18 protein-coding genes are annotated in these 17358 nt (G+C 60.6%); 9 read left to right on the top strand and 9 right to left on the bottom strand.

The window, feature by feature from the left end; genetic code table 11:
* Positions 1 to 2: 2 nt before the first annotated feature.
* The 5 genes from F6S12_RS01455 (at position 3) to F6S12_RS01475 (ending at position 5777) form a co-directional block, all read left to right on the top strand.
* Positions 3 to 1634 (top strand): ABC transporter ATP-binding protein, encoded by a 1632-nt coding sequence (locus F6S12_RS01455; protein WP_183001544.1) that lies wholly within the window; start codon positions 3 to 5, stop codon positions 1632 to 1634.
* Between the two features lie 888 nt (positions 1635 to 2522).
* Positions 2523 to 3116 carry an aminodeoxychorismate/anthranilate synthase component II gene (locus F6S12_RS01460; RefSeq protein WP_011063801.1) on the top strand — a complete coding sequence of 198 codons (594 nt, stop codon included), beginning with the start codon at positions 2523 to 2525 and terminating at the stop codon, positions 3114 to 3116.
* A 9-nt stretch (positions 3117 to 3125) separates the two neighbouring features.
* Positions 3126 to 4175, top strand: coding sequence for an anthranilate phosphoribosyltransferase (gene trpD / locus F6S12_RS01465; RefSeq protein ID WP_011063800.1), 1050 nt, complete (start codon positions 3126 to 3128; stop codon positions 4173 to 4175).
* Positions 4172 to 5008: an indole-3-glycerol phosphate synthase TrpC gene (gene trpC / locus F6S12_RS01470; RefSeq protein WP_011063799.1), complete on the top strand. Its 837-nt coding sequence runs from the start codon at positions 4172 to 4174 to the stop codon at positions 5006 to 5008. Before trpD ends, trpC begins: the two co-directional genes overlap by 4 nt.
* Positions 5009 to 5075: 67 nt before the next feature.
* Complete coding sequence (locus tag F6S12_RS01475; protein WP_315868676.1) at positions 5076 to 5777, top strand: lipoyl protein ligase domain-containing protein; 702 nt, start codon at positions 5076 to 5078, stop codon at positions 5775 to 5777.
* Here F6S12_RS01475 and crp read toward each other — a convergent pair.
* A complete protein-coding gene (crp, locus tag F6S12_RS01480; protein ID WP_011063797.1) occupies positions 5774 to 6418 on the bottom strand; it encodes a cAMP-activated global transcriptional regulator CRP in 645 nt (214 codons plus the stop codon). The two genes, F6S12_RS01475 and crp, sit on opposite strands and share 4 nt — an antisense overlap.
* Before the next feature lie 236 nt (positions 6419 to 6654).
* Between crp and F6S12_RS01485 the strand changes: the two genes are divergently transcribed.
* Positions 6655 to 7077: an OsmC family protein gene (locus tag F6S12_RS01485; protein ID WP_009045862.1), complete on the top strand. Its 423-nt coding sequence runs from the start codon at positions 6655 to 6657 to the stop codon at positions 7075 to 7077.
* A 72-nt stretch (positions 7078 to 7149) separates the two neighbouring features.
* Here F6S12_RS01485 and coq7 read toward each other — a convergent pair whose 3' ends face one another.
* From coq7 to hemJ, 6 genes are all read right to left on the bottom strand, one after another.
* Positions 7150 to 7797: a 2-polyprenyl-3-methyl-6-methoxy-1,4-benzoquinone monooxygenase gene (coq7, locus tag F6S12_RS01490; protein ID WP_011063796.1), complete on the bottom strand. Its 648-nt coding sequence runs from the start codon at positions 7795 to 7797 to the stop codon at positions 7150 to 7152.
* A gap of 127 nt (positions 7798 to 7924) precedes the next feature.
* A complete protein-coding gene (locus F6S12_RS01495; protein ID WP_011063795.1) occupies positions 7925 to 8263 on the bottom strand; it encodes a histidine triad nucleotide-binding protein in 339 nt (112 codons plus the stop codon).
* 70 nt (positions 8264 to 8333) lie between these two features.
* On the bottom strand, positions 8334 to 9122 hold the full coding sequence (locus tag F6S12_RS01500) for an SDR family NAD(P)-dependent oxidoreductase (protein ID WP_019092760.1): 789 nt from the start codon (positions 9120 to 9122) through the stop codon (positions 8334 to 8336).
* Between the two features lie 61 nt (positions 9123 to 9183).
* A complete protein-coding gene (locus F6S12_RS01505) occupies positions 9184 to 10104 on the bottom strand; it encodes a DUF805 domain-containing protein (protein WP_011063793.1) in 921 nt (306 codons plus the stop codon).
* 96 nt (positions 10105 to 10200) lie between these two features.
* Positions 10201 to 11169, bottom strand: a complete 969-nt coding sequence (locus F6S12_RS01510; RefSeq protein ID WP_019092762.1) for an NAD(P)H-dependent flavin oxidoreductase — start codon at positions 11167 to 11169, stop codon at positions 10201 to 10203.
* A 32-nt stretch (positions 11170 to 11201) separates the two neighbouring features.
* The gene (gene hemJ, locus F6S12_RS01515; protein ID WP_011063791.1) at positions 11202 to 11633 is read right to left on the bottom strand and encodes a protoporphyrinogen oxidase HemJ; all 432 of its coding nucleotides are present in this window, start codon (positions 11631 to 11633) and stop codon (positions 11202 to 11204) included.
* Positions 11634 to 11768: 135 nt separating this feature from the next.
* On the opposite strand from hemJ, the gene argC reads away from it, so the two are divergent.
* Together argC and erpA are read left to right on the top strand one after the other, a co-directional pair.
* Positions 11769 to 12803: an N-acetyl-gamma-glutamyl-phosphate reductase gene (argC, locus tag F6S12_RS01520; RefSeq protein WP_015637236.1), complete on the top strand. Its 1035-nt coding sequence runs from the start codon at positions 11769 to 11771 to the stop codon at positions 12801 to 12803.
* 168 nt (positions 12804 to 12971) lie between these two features.
* Positions 12972 to 13322 (top strand): iron-sulfur cluster insertion protein ErpA, encoded by a 351-nt coding sequence (gene erpA, locus F6S12_RS01525; protein ID WP_011063789.1) that lies wholly within the window; start codon positions 12972 to 12974, stop codon positions 13320 to 13322.
* Positions 13323 to 13392: 70 nt separating this feature from the next.
* Here erpA and F6S12_RS01530 read toward each other — a convergent pair whose 3' ends face one another.
* Positions 13393 to 14484, bottom strand: a complete 1092-nt coding sequence (locus F6S12_RS01530; protein WP_152686482.1) for an anhydro-N-acetylmuramic acid kinase — start codon at positions 14482 to 14484, stop codon at positions 13393 to 13395.
* 3 nt (positions 14485 to 14487) lie between these two features.
* Positions 14488 to 15909: a peptidoglycan DD-metalloendopeptidase family protein gene (locus tag F6S12_RS01535; RefSeq protein WP_161466560.1), complete on the bottom strand. Its 1422-nt coding sequence runs from the start codon at positions 15907 to 15909 to the stop codon at positions 14488 to 14490.
* Between the two features lie 209 nt (positions 15910 to 16118).
* On the opposite strand from F6S12_RS01535, the gene tyrS reads away from it, so the two are divergent.
* Positions 16119 to 17318: a tyrosine--tRNA ligase gene (tyrS, locus tag F6S12_RS01540; protein ID WP_053154182.1), complete on the top strand. Its 1200-nt coding sequence runs from the start codon at positions 16119 to 16121 to the stop codon at positions 17316 to 17318.
* Positions 17319 to 17358 lie beyond the last annotated feature (40 nt).

The raw sequence follows: 17358 nt of genomic DNA on the forward strand, positions 1-17358 counted from the left end.
GCATGACCGTTCATCCAAGTGACAAGCCGCTACTGGAAATCCACGACCTGCGTATTGAAGGCCATTATCAGGACGCTTGGCACCCGCTGATCAAAGGCATCGACTTGAGCTTGCAGCGGGGCGAAGTACTGGGCCTGATTGGTGAATCGGGGGCGGGCAAGTCGACTCTGGGTCTGGCCTCCATGGGTTATGTGCGCGACGGTTGCCGTATCACGGGTGGCTCGGTGCGCTTCGATGGCCAGGAACTGGTGGGCGCCAAGCCCGAAGCCCTGCGCAAGCTGCGCGGCCTGCGTATCGCCTATGTCGCGCAAAGCGCGGCGGCCTCGTTCAACCCCGCGCACCGGCTGATCGACCAGCATGTCGAAACCGCGGTAAGGAACGCTGGTATCGACCGTGCCAAGGCACAAGCCGAGGCAGTGGAGCTCTACCGCATACTGCGTCTGCCCAACCCCGAGCAGATCGGCCAGCGCTACCCGCACCAGGTCTCCGGCGGTCAGTTGCAACGGGTGATGACCGCCATGGCCATGGCCTGCCACCCGGACCTGATCATCTTCGACGAACCGACCACGGCGCTGGATGTCACCACCCAGATCGAAGTGCTGGTGGCGATTCGCGATGCGGTGAAAACCTACGGGAGCGCCGCCTTGTATATCAGCCACGACCTGGCAGTGGTGGCGCAAATGGCCGACCGCATCATGGTTCTGCGTCACGGCAAGCTGGTGGAGGAGGCCGACACCCGGACCATGCTCGACGCCCCACAGCAGGATTACACCAGATCGCTGTGGGCAGTACGTAGCTTGCGCACCGAACCCAAGCCGTGCCCACCGCAGGCAACACCGCTGCTGGAGGTACGCAAGGCCAGCGCCAGCTACGGCCATCAGCCGGTGCTGCATGATGTCTCGCTCAAGCTCTATCGTGGCCAGACCCTGGCGGTGATCGGCGAGTCGGGCAGCGGCAAGAGCTCTACGGCACGCTTGATCACCGGGTTGTTGCCGCCGACCAGCGGCCAGGTGTTGTATGACGGAAAAGCGCTGCCAGCTGATTATCGCCAGCGCAACAAGGAGCAATTGCGCCGATTGCAGATGATTTACCAGATCCCCGACACCGCGCTCAACCCGCGCCAGCGCATCGTCGACATCATCGGCCGGCCGCTGAGTTTCTACCTCGGCCTCAAGGGCCAGGCGCTGCGCCAGCGGGTCGCCGAGCTATTGGAGATGATCGAGCTGGACCCGGCGTTGTACATGGATCGCCAGCCCCGCGAACTGTCTGGCGGGCAGAAGCAGCGAATCTGTATCGCCCGGGCTCTGGCGGCCGAGCCGCAACTGATCATCTGCGACGAAGTCACCTCGGCCCTCGACCAACTGGTGGCCGAAGGCGTTCTGAAGCTGCTCAACCGCATCCAGCAGCAACTGGGCGTGGCCTACTTGTTCATCACCCACGACGTCGCCACCGTGCGCGCCATTGCCGACGAGGTACTGGTGATGCAGCGTGGGAAGGTGGTCGATCACGGCTGCCGGGAGGAGATCTTTACCCCGCCGTACCGCGACTACACCGGCTTGTTGTTCTCCAGTGAGCCAGAAATGGATCCGGACTGGCTCGACCATTTGCTGGAGAAAAGGGCGCTGGTTTCCTGACTTGGCCATGGCAAGAATAGCGCCCCTTTGATCAAGTGGCCGTGCTTCCTGTTCTGGCAGAGGCGTAATGCCCCTTGAGCCGCACGACAAAGGAGAGCAAGCAGGCGGCCACCACATTACGAACCGCGCCGTTTCGGTGATGGACTTGTGGCGTTTAAAGGGCCTCCAAGCCAGCTGCCGAGGCGGGCTGCGCAAAACGGTTTGCATGTCGTGCCGCCCGGCGCTCTGGAGCGCACGGCATACGCGGGGCCAGCCATGCATTGCGCTCCAACGGAGTGGGGCAGGTATCAACCAGCGGAGTGAGTGCCGCAAGACCCAGCGGCAAATTGCAATCGACGCAGCCCCTTGATGAACGGTACAATCGCGCCTCGAAGCTCGGCTGCGGAACGCCGTCGAGTGCTCAATTACGGTTAGGTCCTATGCTTTGCATTGCAACGATTCGTTTTAGTCAGTGGTGGCGCTTCCAATAGGAAGCGGCACGTCGTTGCGGTTTTTTAACCGAACCCTGCCGCCGTAATCGGCAAGCAGGGATCAAGGATCTAATAGCTCTCCGGCACGGCGGCTCCAAACCCCAGGAGAACGCTGCATGCCAATCAGTCTCCCCACGCAGTACACCTTCGCCCGGCGGCAATGCCATCGGGTGCATCGTCATGCCCAACGTTCTGCCGGCTTGCGCTGGCGATGGCCGACGATGGCGTGGCGAGCTGAGCGACATTGCATAGATAAGGCGGTTCAAATCCATCACCTTGTCTGCCCTGCCGACAGCTTGCAGCATTCGGGTGCGCAAGCTTGCCCGGCACGCTCCACTGCGCTTGTGTATATCAATGTGCATATCGACACCCTGAGTTGCATGCACACCTACTTTAAAATCAATAAGTTGGAGCATGTATGCTGCTGATGATTGATAACTACGACTCCTTCACCTACAACGTCGTCCAGTACCTGGGCGAGTTGGGAGCTGAGGTGAAAGTAGTGCGCAATGACGAACTGACCGTGGCTCAGATCGAGGCGCTCAAGCCCGAGCGCATCGTGGTCTCGCCCGGGCCTTGCACGCCGACCGAAGCCGGTATTTCCATCGAGGCGATCAAGCATTTCGCCGGCAAGCTGCCGATTCTCGGCGTATGCCTGGGGCATCAGTCCATCGGCCAGGCCTTTGGCGGCCAGGTGGTGCGTGCCCGGCAAGTGATGCACGGCAAGACCAGCCCGGTGTTCCACCGCGACCTGGGGGTGTTCAACGGCCTGAACATGCCGCTGACCGTAACCCGTTACCACTCGCTGGTGGTCAAGCACGAGAGCTTGCCCGAGTGCCTTGAAGTCACGGCCTGGACCCAGCTGGAAGACGGCTCCGTCGACGAGATCATGGGGTTGCGCCACAAGACGCTGAATATCGAGGGGGTGCAATTTCACCCCGAGTCTATTCTCACCGAGCAGGGCCACGAGCTGTTCGCCAACTTTCTCAAACAGAGCGGCGGCACGCGCTAAGGACTTTTCATGGATATCAAGACTGCCTTGAGCCGTATCGTCGGCCACCTGGACCTGAGCACCGAAGAAATGCGTTCGGTAATGCGTGAAATCATGACCGGCCAATGCACCGATGCGCAGATTGGCGCCTTCATGATGGCCATGCGCATGAAAAGCGAAAGCATCGACGAGATCGTCGGTGCGGTATCGGCAATGCGCGAGCTGGCGGACCGGGTCGAGCTGAAAACCCTGGATGGCGTGGTGGATGTAGTGGGCACCGGCGGCGACGGGGCGAACATCTTCAACGTGTCCACGGCTTCCTCCTTTGTGGTCGCGGCGGCCGGTTGCACTGTGGCCAAGCACGGCAACCGCGCGGTGTCCGGCAAGAGCGGCAGCGCCGACCTGCTGGAAGCGGCAGGGATCTATTTGAACCTGACCCCGGTTCAGGTGGCGCGCTGCATCGATAACGTCGGCATCGGCTTCATGTTTGCCCAGTCCCATCACGGGGCGATGAAATATGCCGCCGGCCCGCGTCGCGACCTTGGCCTGCGCACCCTGTTCAACATGCTCGGCCCGCTTACGAATCCGGCCGGAGTCAAGCATCAGGTGGTAGGCGTGTTCACTCAGGCGTTGTGCCGGCCCCTGGCCGAAGTCTTGCAACGCCTGGGCAGCAAGCACGTTCTGGTGGTGCATTCCCAGGATGGTCTGGACGAGTTCAGCCTGGCTGCGCCCACCTATGTGGCCGAGCTGAAGAATGACCAGATCACCGAGTACTGGGTACAGCCCGAGGATCTGGGCATGAAGAGCCAGAGTCTGTTCGGCCTGGTGGTGGAAAGCCCGGCGGCCTCCCTGGAGCTGATCCGCGATGCCCTGGGGCGCCGCAAGACCGAGCATGGCCAGAAGGCCGCCGAAATGATTGTGCTCAATGCGGGTGCGGCGCTGTATGCCGCCGATCATGCCAGTAGCCTGAAAGAGGGCGTGGCCCTGGCTCACGACGCCTTGCACACCGGCCTGGCCCGGGAGAAGCTCGAAGAGCTGGGTGCCTTTACCGCGGTGTTCAAGCAGGAGAATGAAGGATGAGTGTGCCGACAGTTCTGGAAAAAATCCTCGCCCGTAAAGCCGAGGAGGTTGCCGAGCGCAGCGCCCGCGTCAGCCTGGCCGAGCTGGAAACCCTGGCGCGTGCTGCCGATGCACCACGGGGTTTCGCCCGGGCCTTGCAGGACCAGGTCAAGCTCAAGCAGCCGGCAGTGATAGCCGAGATCAAGAAGGCTTCGCCGAGCAAAGGCGTGATCCGTGAGAACTTCGTTCCGGCGGACATTGCCAAGAGCTACGAGAAAGGCGGTGCCACTTGCCTGTCGGTGCTGACCGATGTCGATTACTTCCAGGGTGCCGATGCGTACCTGCAGCAGGCCCGCGCCGCCTGCAAGCTGCCGGTGATCCGAAAGGATTTCATGATCGACCCGTACCAGATCGTCGAAGCCCGTGCCCTGGGCGCCGACTGCGTATTGCTGATTGTCGCTGCGCTGGATGACGCGCGGATGGCGGAGCTGGCGGCGGTGGCCAAGGGCGTTGGCCTGGATGTGCTGGTGGAAGTGCATGATGGTGATGAGCTGGAGCGGGCGCTGAAGACCCTCGACACACCGCTGGTTGGGGTCAACAACCGCAACCTGCACACCTTCGAAGTCAATCTGGAGACCACCCTCGACTTGCTGCCACGCATTCCTCGCGAGCGCTTGGTGATTACCGAGAGCGGCATCCTCAACCGTGCCGATGTCGAGCTGATGGAAATCAGCGATGTCTATTCGTTCCTGGTGGGTGAGGCGTTCATGCGTGCCGAAAGCCCGGGCAGCGAATTGCAGCGTCTGTTCTTCCCTGAGCGCGGCGTGCCGGTCAGCGGCTCGACCCTGGACTGAACCCGTGACAATGAACAAGCCGGCGATGCCGGCTTTTTCATGCCTATCGCCAAGGATTTCTACTGCCATGACTCAACCCCTTGCCTTGACTGTCGAAGCCGGCCTGCAGGCCGAGCAAGATCTGCTGGCCCTGGTGTGTACCGGTGAACAAGAGTTCGGCCTGCTGTTCTGGCAGCCCAGTGACCGGGCGCTGGTGATGCCTCGGCGCTTGAGCCGCCTGCCTGGATTTGAACGGGCCTGCGAGGAGTCGGCCGCCAAAGGCTGGCCGGTGCTGTTGCGCGAAACCGGCGGCGAGCCGGTGCCGCAGTCGGCGGCCACGGTGAACATCGCACTGGTCTACGCCCCGCCGCGCAGCGAAGGGGATCAGGGCCGGATCGAAACCGCGTACCGGCGCCTGTGTCAGCCGATCTGCGATCTGCTCAGCGAGCTGGGGGGCAACCCGTCATTGGGCGAAGTGGAAGGGGCGTTCTGCGATGGTCGCTTCAACGTCAACCTGGACGGGCGCAAGATGGTCGGCACCGCCCAGCGCTGGCGTCAGAGCAAGGGTGGCCAGCGGCCAGTGGGCCTGGTGCATGGTGCCTTGCTGCTGGATAACGAACGCGATTCGATGGTGAGCGCGGTCAATACTTTCAATCAGGCCTGTGGCCTGGAACAGCGCTGCCGGGCCGAAAGTCATATCGCCCTGCACGAGGCCTTTGCGGCGCCCGATGCGCTAGTGCGGTTGGAGAGCCTGTACCGGCAGATGCTCAAGGGCTTCCTGGCGGATTAGCGGGTGCCGAATACCACCATGGTCTTGCCCTTGACGTGAACCAGGTTGCGTTCTTCCAGATCCTTGAGGACGCGACCGACCATTTCCCGTGAACAACCGACGATCCGGCCGATTTCCTGGCGGGTGATCTTGATCTGCATGCCATCCGGGTGGGTCATGGCGTCCGGTTGCTTGCACAGCTCCAGCAGGCAGCGGGCCACCCGCCCGGTCACGTCGAAGAACGCCAGGTCGCCGACCTTGCGCGTGGTGTTGCGCAGGCGCTGGGCGATCTGCCCGCTGAGCACATAGAGGATGTCCGGGTCGTTCTGCGACAGTTCGCGGAACTTGGCGTAGCTGATCTCGGCAACCTCGCACTCTACCTTGGCGCGTACCCAGGCGCTGCGCTGCTGCTCATGGCCGGCCTCTTCGAAGAGCCCCAGTTCGCCGAAGAAGTCTCCGGCATTGAGGTAGGCGATGATCATCTCCCGACCGTCATCGTCTTCGATGAGGATGGTCACCGAGCCCTTGATGATGAAGTACAGGCTGTCGGACACATCACCGGCGCAGATGATGTTGCTCTTGGCCTGATACCGGCGGCGTTGACAGTGCATGAGCAACTTGTCGAGATTTTTGATCTTGGGGGTGGGGGCAATAGCAACCATGGTTGTATCCCGAAAAGACTGCACGGTATGAGGTGTTTTTTTTATGGGGCGTAAAACGAAGGTGTTGAACGCTGGCGATGCGCCAGTCATTTGGCGTCAGCTTAACAGACACGTCCTTGGCTCAATTAAGATTTTTCTTATCGAAAACCGGTAATGAGGGACAAACGGTCAAAGCGCTGTGGCTGGAAAACCCTGTGCTAAGCTGGCGACCCTTTTTTAACAGTGGAGTCTTGGCGATGAAGGCACGCATCCAATGGGCTGGCGAAGCCATGTTCCTCGGCGAATCGGGCAGTGGCCACGTAGTGGTGATGGATGGCCCGCCGGAAGCCGGTGGCCGCAACCTGGGTGTTCGCCCTATGGAAATGCTCCTGCTCGGCGTGGGCGGTTGCAGCAACTTCGATGTGGTCAGCATTCTCAAGAAGTCGCGCCAGGCGGTTGAAAGCTGCGAGGCGTTCCTGGATGCCGAGCGTGCCACCGAAGACCCCAAGGTCTTCACCAAGATCCACATGCATTTCGTGGTCAAGGGCCGGGGCCTCAAAGAAGCCCAGGTCAAGCGGGCCATCGAGCTGTCTGCCGAGAAATACTGCTCGGCGTCGATCATGCTCGGCGCGGCCGGTGTGGCCATCACTCACGATTACGAAATCGTCGAGCTGGGCTGAACCCGCGCGGATTCTGGCGGTAAAAGAAAAGGGCGCTTCGATAGCGCCCTTTTTGATGCCCGTGGTTTGGAATCAGATCCGGTAGGTGCTCTTGGTCATGACCTTGGCCAGCAGGCTCATGCCGAATTTCACCGGCGCCGGGAAGCGGAACCCGCCGGCTTCGAGCGCGGTTTCAGCGTGATGTTCTTCGTCGATGCGCATCTGTTCGAGAATCGCTCGGGACTTTTCGTCTTCGGCCGGCAGTTGCTCCAGATGCTCGTTCAGGTGCTTGCACACCTGGTCTTCGGTGGCGGCAACGAACCCCAGGCTGACCTTGTCGCTGATCAGGCCTGCCGCGGCGCCGATGCCGAAGGACAAACCGTAGAACAGCGGGTTGAGCACGCTCGGGTGGCTGCCCAACTGGCGGATGCGCTGTTCGCACCAGGCCAGGTGGTCGATTTCTTCTTCGGCGGCATGTTCCATGGCCTGGCGTACCTGAGGCAGCTTGGCGGTCAGGGCCTGGCCCTGGTACAGCGCCTGGGCGCAGACTTCCCCGGTGTGGTTGATGCGCATCAGGCCGGCCACGTGCCGGGTGTCCTCGTCACTCATCTGCGCTTCCGGCTGCACGATGGCCGGCGACGGGCGATAAGGTTGGCCGCTGAAAGGCAGCAGCGTGCGCATCGCCATATCGGCTTGCAACAGCAGGCGGTCGATCGGCGAGTAGTGACGTTGGGTAGTCATGCTTATCTCCGGGAGAAATCTCGGCGGCCAGTTTACTCCAATCAAAGGAGCGAAAACTGCGCTGGATCAGCGCACCCTCGTCCTCGATGGTCCGAGAGGGCGCTGCGCAAGGGGTGGGTGGGGGCAATCAGCCCGGCGGCCAGTTCATCTGGCGCTGACCCAGCACGTGCATGTGAATGTGATACACGGTCTGCCCACCCAGCTCGTTGCAGTTCATGACGACCCGGAAGCCGTCTTCGCAGCCTTGCTCCTTGGCCAGGCGCTGGGCGGTGAACAGAATGTGTCCGGCCAGGGTCTTGTCGTCCTCGGTGAGGTCGTTGAGGGTACGGATGGGTTTCTTCGGGATCACCAGGAAATGCACCGGCGCTTGCGGGGCAATATCGTGGAAGGCCAGAACCTGGTCGTCCTCGTAGATGATCTTCGCGGGTATTTCTCTGTTGATGATCTTGGTGAACAGAGTATCCACAGCTGTTTCTCCATTGGGTTGGTCCGGGCCGAGTGTACTCAGGTGCACAAGGTGCGCCCAGCCCCGACTCTTAACGTGGGCAGTAGGCCCGATTGACGTAACCGACGATCTTGCGGGTCAGCCAGCGTGAACTCAGGCGGGCGCTGAAGGCCATCCAGCGGTTCAGGCGGCCGGGAATGATGATGGCGCGGTTCTTTTCCAGGGCGCGCACCGCATACAGCGCAACCTCCTCGGGGCTCATGAGCAGCTTGCTGTCCTTGAGTTTGGTGGTGTCCATTTGTGCGGTGCGGAAAAATGCGGTGCGGGTCGGCCCCGGGCAGAGTACCGAGACCTTCACCGCGCACTTCTTCAATTCTTCGCGCAACCCTTCGGAGAAATGCAGGACATAGGCCTTGCTGGCGTAGTAGCTGCTCATCCAGGGGCCGGGATAGAAGGCTGCCACCGAGGCGACATTGAGGATCTGCCCGCCGCCCAGCAGCGCCATGCTGTTGCCCAGGGCATGACACAGGCGGGTGAGGGCGAGGATGTTGACCTCGATCAGGTCCTGCTCGGTCATCCAGTCCTGGGCCAGGAACGGGCCGCTGGTGCCGATGCCGGCGCAATTGACCAGCAGGTCGATCTGCCGGTCACCTTCCTCCAGCTCCAGCAGGAAACCGGACAGGCGCAGCGGTTCGCCCAGGTCGCAGGCGCGGAACAGCACTTCGACGCCGAAGCGCTGGGTCAACTCCAGGGCGATGCATTCCAGCTGATCACGCTGACGGGCCACAAGAATCAAGTTACGGCCGCGCCGGGCCAGTGCTTCGGCCAGGGCCAGGCCTATGCCGCTGGAAGCACCAGTGATCAGAGCGTAACGGGTCATGCATTTCTCCATCGCAACGGCCGGCGGCCTGCGACGGGGAGGGTCGCAGGCCCGGGCGCGTTTATTCTTGCTCGGACTCGGATTCTACAGGGGCGGCGATATCGGCGGGTTCGGCATCTTCATCGGCGTTGCTGGAGTCGATGCTTTCGCTGTAGCTGGTTTCGCTGTAGCGATCTTCCAGGGAGCTCAGACCGCCGGCCACCATGCCCACGATCAGCACGACGATCAGGACGACCCACATCCAGGACAGCACCTTGACGGCGGTGGTGTTGGGCGGTGGTGGTGCGCCGTAGCGGTTGGCCACGTTGCTGCCCGGGCTGACCATCAGCACCAGAGGGAAGATGCTGCCGACGATGGGCACGAAGTTCAGCAGCCACAGCCAGCCCGACCAGCCGAGATCGTGCAGGCGCTGCACGCTGATCTGAATGCTGACCACGAGGAAGCCGATGAAGACCACGATACCGCCGACAATCCCCAGGCCGGTGAGCAGGGTGGAATTGAACACCGCCGCGGACAGGATACCGAAGAAGGCGCCCACCCCGACCACGGCCAGCATGGCCACCGTCAGGACCAGAGTCCAGGCGAGGTAGCGCAGGCGACCGATACGGCCTTCGAAGCTGAATACGTTGAGTGCGGCGTATTGTGGGATTGCATCGCCTACTGCGGCTTGCGGGGGCGCATAGGGCGACTCGCTGAGGCTGCTGGCCCTGGGTGTGGGGGTTACTGCGTCTAGATCCAGCTTCAGGGCCTGCTCGGATTCGATGCGGGCATCGATCCCGGCGTTCTTCAATGCTTCCAGATAGCGCTGGGCGTCGGCCTGCGTCAGGTCGCGCTTGAGCTCCACCTGCTGGCCGCTGAACAGGCGTTCTACGGCGGCGGCATCGCTTTTGAACAGTTCGGCGAGGTTCAGTTGGGCAGTGGCTTTTTCCACGCCGGGCAGCAACGTGCCGTCGAAAACGATCTTGTAGCGGGTTTCGCTCATGGGGGCATCCCTGTCACTTGAAAAGAAGGTTTACATAAAAGACCGACAGTTTAAGGCCAGCGCCCCTCGGCTGGCCAAAAAACTAATGAGAACGGGTTAACGTGGCCAGCGTTTGCTCAGTTGGCTGGCGCGTTGCTGGGCCGCCTGATATTCGCTGTCCAGGCGCGCGATCAATTGGTCGACGCTGGGCAGATCGTCGATTTCACAGACCCCCTGGCCTGCGGACCAGACGGTTTTCCAGGCTTTTGCCTCATCGCTGATGGGTTTGAGCTTGGAGCCGAAGTTGATCTCACCTTTGCCTTGCAGGGCGGCCAGGTCGAAACCTGCGTTCTCCAGGCTTTGGCGCATGAAGCTGGCAGGTACTCCAGAAACCGCGGCGGTATGCACGATGTCGGCGGCTCGAGAGCTGAGTAGCATCTCTTTATAGGCATCCGGTGCGTGGCTTTCGGTGGTACCGATAAAGCGGGTGCCCAAGTAGGCAAGGTCGGCGCCAAGCAGCTGTGCGGCAAGAATCTCGTGGCCCCGGTTCAGGCAGCCGGCCAGTAGCAGGGTCTTGTCGAAGAACTGGCGGATCTCGGCGACCAGAGAGAAGGGGCTCCAGGTGCCTGCATGGCCACCCGCTCCGGCTGCGACGGCGATCAGCCCATCGACACCCGCCTCGGCGGCTTTCTCTGCGTGCCGGCGGGTGGTCACGTCATGAAATACCAGGCCGCCGTAGCTGTGCACGGCGTCCACTACTTCCTTGACCGCGCCGAGGCTGGTGATGACGATCGGTACCTTGTGCTCGATGCAGATCTGCAAGTCGGCCTGCAGCCGTGGATTGCTGTTGTGCACGATCAGGTTCACGGCGTAGGGAGCAGGGTTCTCCAGCTTGGCCAGGCCCGCTTCGATCTCCTCCAGCCAGGCCTTGAAACCGCTGCTTTCGCGCTGATTGAGGGCGGGAAAGCTACCCACCACACCATTGCGACAGCAGGCCAGGACCAGTTCCGGGTTGGAGATCAGAAACATCGGCGCGGCCACCAGGGGCAGGCGCAGACGTTGTTCGAGCAAAGCGGGCAGTGACATTGGAGTACCCCCAGGGAAGCGACTAGTTAGAGTTAGAACGGCCGTACAACGACCAAAATTACAATAGCCAGCAATATCAGAACCGGTACTTCATTGAACCAGCGATAAAAGACATGGCTGCGGGTGTTTTCGCCACGGGCGAAGCGCTTCACTTGCGCGCCGCACATGTGGTGATAGCCGATGAGGATGACCACCAAGGTCAGTTTGGCGTGCATCCAGCCGCCCTGGCCGAAATACGCGCTGGGGTTGAGGCTGATCAGCCAGATGCCAAAGATCAGTGCCGCGATCATCGCAGGCCCCATGATGAAGCGGTACAGCTTGCGTTCCATCAGGCAGAAGCGCTCGCGGCTGATGCTGTCCTCGCTTTGGGCGTGGTAAACGAACAGGCGTGGCAGGTAGAAAAGGCCGGCAAACCAGCAGACCACGCTGACGATATGAAAGGCTTTGAGCCATAGATAGAGCATTTTTAGTTATTCCCAGGTTCACGGTGGCGAAGATAGTAGAGGGTAGAGCGTCCGCACGTCACCTTGACGGTTGTCGCAGGGGCGCGCCGCCCCTATTATCGGCAGCTTTCCAGTGGGTTCGTTGAGGGCAGGTTTATGGTCAAGGTCGGTATCGTCGGCGGCACGGGTTACACCGGTGTCGAACTGCTGCGTCTGTTGGCACAGCATCCGCAAGCGCGAGTGGAAGTCATCACTTCGCGATCCGAGGCTGGCCTGGCCGTTGCCGACATGTACCCGAACCTGCGTGGCCATTACGACGGCCTGGCGTTCAGCGTGCCGGATATCAAGACCCTTGGTGCCTGTGACGTGGTGTTCTTTGCCACCCCCCATGGCGTGGCGCATGCACTGGCTGGCGAGCTGCTGGCTGCGGGGACCAAGGTCATCGACCTATCGGCAGACTTCCGCCTGCAGGATGCCGATGAGTGGGCCAAGTGGTACGGTCAGCCTCACGGTGCTCCTCAATTGCTGGACGAAGCGGTCTACGGCCTGCCGGAAGTCAATCGCGAACAGATCAAGAAAGCCCGTTTGATTGCGGTTCCTGGCTGCTATCCAACCGCAACCCAGCTCGGTTTCCTGCCGCTGCTGGAAGCCGGCCTTGCCGACACTTCCCGGCTGATCGCCGACTGCAAATCCGGTGTCAGCGGTGCTGGCCGTGGCGCCAGCGTCGGGTCGCTGTACTCGGAAACTTCCGAGAGCATGAAGGCCTATGCGGTCAAGGGGCACCGTCATTTGCCGGAAATCCGTCAAGGCCTGCGCCGGGCAGCAGGCAAGGAAGTTGGCCTGACGTTCGTACCGCACCTGACGCCGATGATTCGCGGTATCCACTCCACGCTCTACTCCACGGTGGTGGATAAGTCGGTGGATCTGCAGGCGTTGTTCGAGAAGCGTTATGCCAATGAGCCGTTTGTCGATGTAATGCCGGCCGGCAGCCATCCGGAGACCCGCAGTGTGCGGGGTGCCAACGTGTGCCGGATTGCCGTGCACCGGCCGCAGGATGGTGATCTGGTAGTGGTACTGTCGGTCATCGACAACCTGGTCAAGGGCGCTTCGGGCCAGGCGGTGCAGAACCTCAATATCCTGTTCGGCCTGGATGAGCGTCTGGGGCTGTCCCACGCGGGCATGCTGCCTTAACGTCGTTTTTGCGTGAACAAAAAGGCCCGTCTGACGGGCCTTTCTGCTTTATACGGGTGGCTGTACGACTATTGATATACCGTAACAATAGTTGACCGCTTTTCTGGGAGAAGCGGATAATGCGCGTCATTACGCAGTATGGCGGCTTAACGCCGGGAGATAGTCAGCATGAGCGTTGAATCCTTCACCCCCACGGCTTTGCAATTCACTCAAGGTGCAGCGCACAAGGTGAAGACCCTGGTCGATGAAGAGGGTAATGATCGCTTGAAGCTGCGCGTATTCGTTACGGGCGGCGGTTGTTCGGGGTTTCAGTACGGTTTCACTTTCGATGAGGAAGTGGCCGAGGATGACACCATCGTCGAGCGCGAGGGCGTGAGCCTGGTGGTCGATCCGATGAGCTTCCAGTACCTGGCCGGTGCTGAAGTGGACTACCAGGAAGGCCTGGAAGGTTCGCGGTTCGTGATCAAGAACCCCAATGCCACCACTACCTGTGGTTGCGGGTCGTCGTTCTCGATCTGACCAGCCGGCAGTAGCCATTCGCCGAACGCCGCAGGGGCCTGGGATCCTGCGGCGTTTTGCTGTCTGCTGTTCAAGCCGGGTAGATGGCGCCTAGTACACGCAGGCCACGGGCGCCGGTGACGCTGGGCCGGTTGGCAGCGATGCCTTCCAGGCAGCAGTGGGCCAGCCAGGCAAACGCCATAGCCTCTACCCAGTCGGGATCTACGCCATACGCCGCAGTGCTGCTGACCCGTGTTTGCGGGAGGAGGGCTGCCAGGCGGCCCATGAGCGCTGCGTTATGCGCGCCGCCGCCGCACACCAGCAGCTCCTGGGTGTCACTTTGAGCGCTCTGCAGCGAATCGACGATGGTTAGAGCTGTCAGTTCGAGAAGGGTAGCCTGCACGTTTTCGGCGGCAATAGCGCCCCGTGCCCTCAGATGCCGCTGTAGCCAATCAAGATTGAATACCTCGCGCCCGGTGCTCTTCGGGCCTTGGGTGGCGAAGAACGGGTCGCTGAGCAGGGCTTGCAGGAGGGGCGGATCAACCTGGCCGCTGGCAGCCCACTGGCCATTGCGGTCGAAGTTCTCTGCGCGTTGGGCCTGGATCCAGGCATCGAGCAGGACGTTGCCCGGGCCACAGTCGAATCCGGCCACCGGCTTGGCGGTTTCGATCAGGCTCAGGTTGCTGAACCCGCCGACGTTCAGCACGGCGCGGTTTCCCGGGCGCTGGTCGAACAGGGCTTCGTGAAAGGCCGGAACCAGCGGCGCGCCTTGCCCGCCCGCCGCCACGTCGCGGCTGCGGAAGTCGCTGACAACAGTGATCCCGGTCAGCTCAGTGAGCAGGGCCGGATTGCCGATCTGCACCGTGAACCCGCGGCTTGGCTCATGGCGCACGGTTTGTCCGTGGCTGCCGATAGCGCGAATGTCTTGAGGGTGCAGTTGCTGTTGTTGCAGAAGCTGGTTGATGCCCTGGGCGGCCAGCTCGACCCAGTGCTGTTGGGCGATGGCGGAACGGGCGATCTCGTCGGGGCCACTGGCGCACAAACCCAGGAGTTCGGCGCGCAGGGTATCGGGCATGGGGATGTAGCGAGTGGCGACCAATCTGAGCGCCGGGCTTTGCTCGATCAGGGCGATGTCCAGGCCATCAAGGCTGGTACCGGACATCACACCTATATAGAGCGCCATGGCTTAGCGCTTGCTCGAGGCCAGCATCGTGGCCTTTTCCTGATCCATCCGGGCCATCAGAGGCTGGCTCTGCTGCAGGAAGCGTGCTCGTTCGGCCTTGGCGATCGGGTCGGCCATGGGCAGCTTCTGGCCCAGCGGATCCACGTGGACACCGTTGACCTGGAACTCGTAGTGCAGGTGCGGTCCGGTGGACAGCCCGGTGGTACCGATATAGCCGATGACCTGGCCCTGTTTCACCGAGCCGCCAGTCTTCACACCCTTGGCAAAGCCCTGCATGTGGCCGTACAGGGTGCGGTAGGTGTTGCCGTGCTGGATGATCACGGTATTGCCATAACCGCCACGACGGCCAGCTAGCAGCACCTTCCCATCACCGGCAGCCTTGATTGGCGTGCCCCGTGGCGCGGCATAGTCCACGCCCTTGTGGGCACGGATCTTGTTCAGGATCGGGTGCTTGCGGCCCATGGAAAAGCGCGAACTGATGCGAGCGAAGTCCACCGGTGTACGGATGAAGGCCTTGCGCATGCTGTTGCCATCAGCGGTGTAGTAGCTGCTGGAACCCTGTTTGTTGGTGTAGCGCACTGCGGTGTAGGTCTTGCCACGGTTAGTGAAGCGCGCGGAGAGGATATTGCCTGTGCCGACTACCTTGCCGTTGGCGACTTTTTGCTCATAGATCACGTCGAATTCGTCACCCTGGCGAATATCCTGGGCGAAGTCGATGTCGTAGCCGAAAACGTTGGCCATATCCATGGTCAGGCTGTGGGACAGCCCGGCGCGTGCGGCAGACTGCGAAAGCGAGCTGTTGATGACGCCGTGGACATAGGCAGAACGAACCACTGGCTTGGTGATCACGCGGCTGAACGTAAAGCCCTTGGGGCCTTTGGTCAGGGTGATGGTTTCCAGGTCGCTGACCTTGCTGTGCAGGTTGTTCAGTTGGCCATCAGGCGTCAGCTCGAACTCCAGCTTCTGGCCATGCTTGAGCTGGGAGAACTGCTTGGCCTGCTTGTCGCTGGCCAGTACTTCATGGACAGAAGTGGCTGGCAGGCCAACCTTTTCAAAGAGTGTGGAGAGGGTGTCGCCCTTGGTGACCAGAACTTCCCTGTGGCCGGGGGCTTTTGGCTCCTCCACGGCAGCAGGCACAGGTGCGGCTTCTGCGGTTTGCGTGGTGTCTTCGGCGGTGTTTTCGATCTGTGCGAAAGGTGAGGCAACGGCCTCGCTTGTGGCTTGTTCGGTGGATGCGGCGTCTTGATCTTGTGTCAGTTGCTCGATCGGGCTTTCCAGATCAAGGCTCAATGTCGTTTTTTTTGCTTCTACATCACTGGATGGAAATACCAGAAGGGCCAAGCTGAGAAGGGCCGCGATGCCACTTGCGGCGAGCAGGTGGCTCTTCGGATAAAGCGGTGGCGCTTTAGACGGTTCGGTGGTCATAGGTAATTTGACTTTGAAAAGATGAAATGGAAAAGATGAATGACATGATGAAGATGAAATAACTGTATAAAATATAACCAAATCATCTGTGACGCAAGGGCGCGGGCACTCTGCTTTCGGAATGCTCCCGTACGCCGGGCAAAACTTGTAATTAGTCCATGATCTTGTATGGTTGGTTCCCTTTTGAATCTGAGCCTTGCGGGTCTGTTATGAAGTCGGTTGAAGAGCAGCTAGCGCTGATCAAACGTGGTGCGGAAGAGTTGTTGGTCGAGTCCGAGTTGATCGAGAAGCTCAAGCGCGGCGAACCGCTGCGCATTAAGGCTGGCTTCGATCCGACGGCGCCGGATCTGCATCTCGGGCATACCGTACTTATTAATAAGCTGCGTCAGTTCCAGGACTTGGGTCACCAGGTAATCTTCCTGATTGGCGACTTCACCGGCATGATCGGTGACCCCAGTGGCAAAAGTGCCACGCGCCCACCCTTGACTCGCGAGCAGGTCCTAGAAAACGCAGAGACCTATAAAAGCCAGGTTTTCAAGATTCTTGATCCTGCCAAGACTGAGGTGGCTTTCAACTCCACCTGGATGGACAAGATGGGGCCGGCGGACTTCATTCGTCTAACTTCCCAGTACACCGTTGCGCGGATGCTCGAGCGCGACGACTTCGACAAGCGCTATTCGACCAATCAGCCGATTGCCATTCATGAGTTCCTGTATCCGTTGGTGCAAGGCTATGACTCGGTGGCATTGCGCGCCGATGTCGAGCTGGGCGGTACCGACCAGAAGTTCAACCTGCTGATGGGGCGTGAGCTGCAGCGCGGTTACGGTCAGGAGGCTCAGTGCATTCTGACCATGCCATTGCTCGAAGGGTTGGATGGCGTCAAGAAGATGTCCAAGTCTCTGGGTAACTATGTCGGTATCCAGGAGGCGCCTGGCGTGATGTACGGCAAGCTGGTGTCCATTCCTGATGCGTTGATGTGGCGTTACTTCGAGTTGCTCAGCTTCCGCTCCATGGATGAGATCAATGCATTCAAGGCGGATGTAGATGCTGGCGCTAATCCGCGTGACATCAAGATCAAGCTGGCCGAAGAGATTGTTGCGCGCTTCCATGGTGAAGAGGCTGCTGCAAATGCTCACCGTGCCGCAGGTAACCGCATGAAAGATGGCGAACTGCCTGATGATCTGCCGGAAATCGAGCTGGTTGCTGCCGAGGATATGCCGATTGCGGCTGTCCTTAATAAGGCAGGGCTGGTGAAGAACGCCGCAGTGGCTCGGGATCTTCTAGGTTCGGGTGGTGTGCGGGTGGATGGTGAGGTTGTCGATCGCACCTATATATATGCAGTAGGTTCAACCCATGTGTGCCAAGCCGGCAAGAAGGCATTTGCACGTATTACGCTTAAATCCGAATAAAACTGAAAATAGGTGTTGACGGCGAATTATATCTCTCTAT

The sequence above is a fragment of the Pseudomonas sp. JV245A genome (assembly GCF_032424515.1).
Taxonomy (GTDB): domain Bacteria; phylum Pseudomonadota; class Gammaproteobacteria; order Pseudomonadales; family Pseudomonadaceae; genus Aquipseudomonas; species Aquipseudomonas protegens.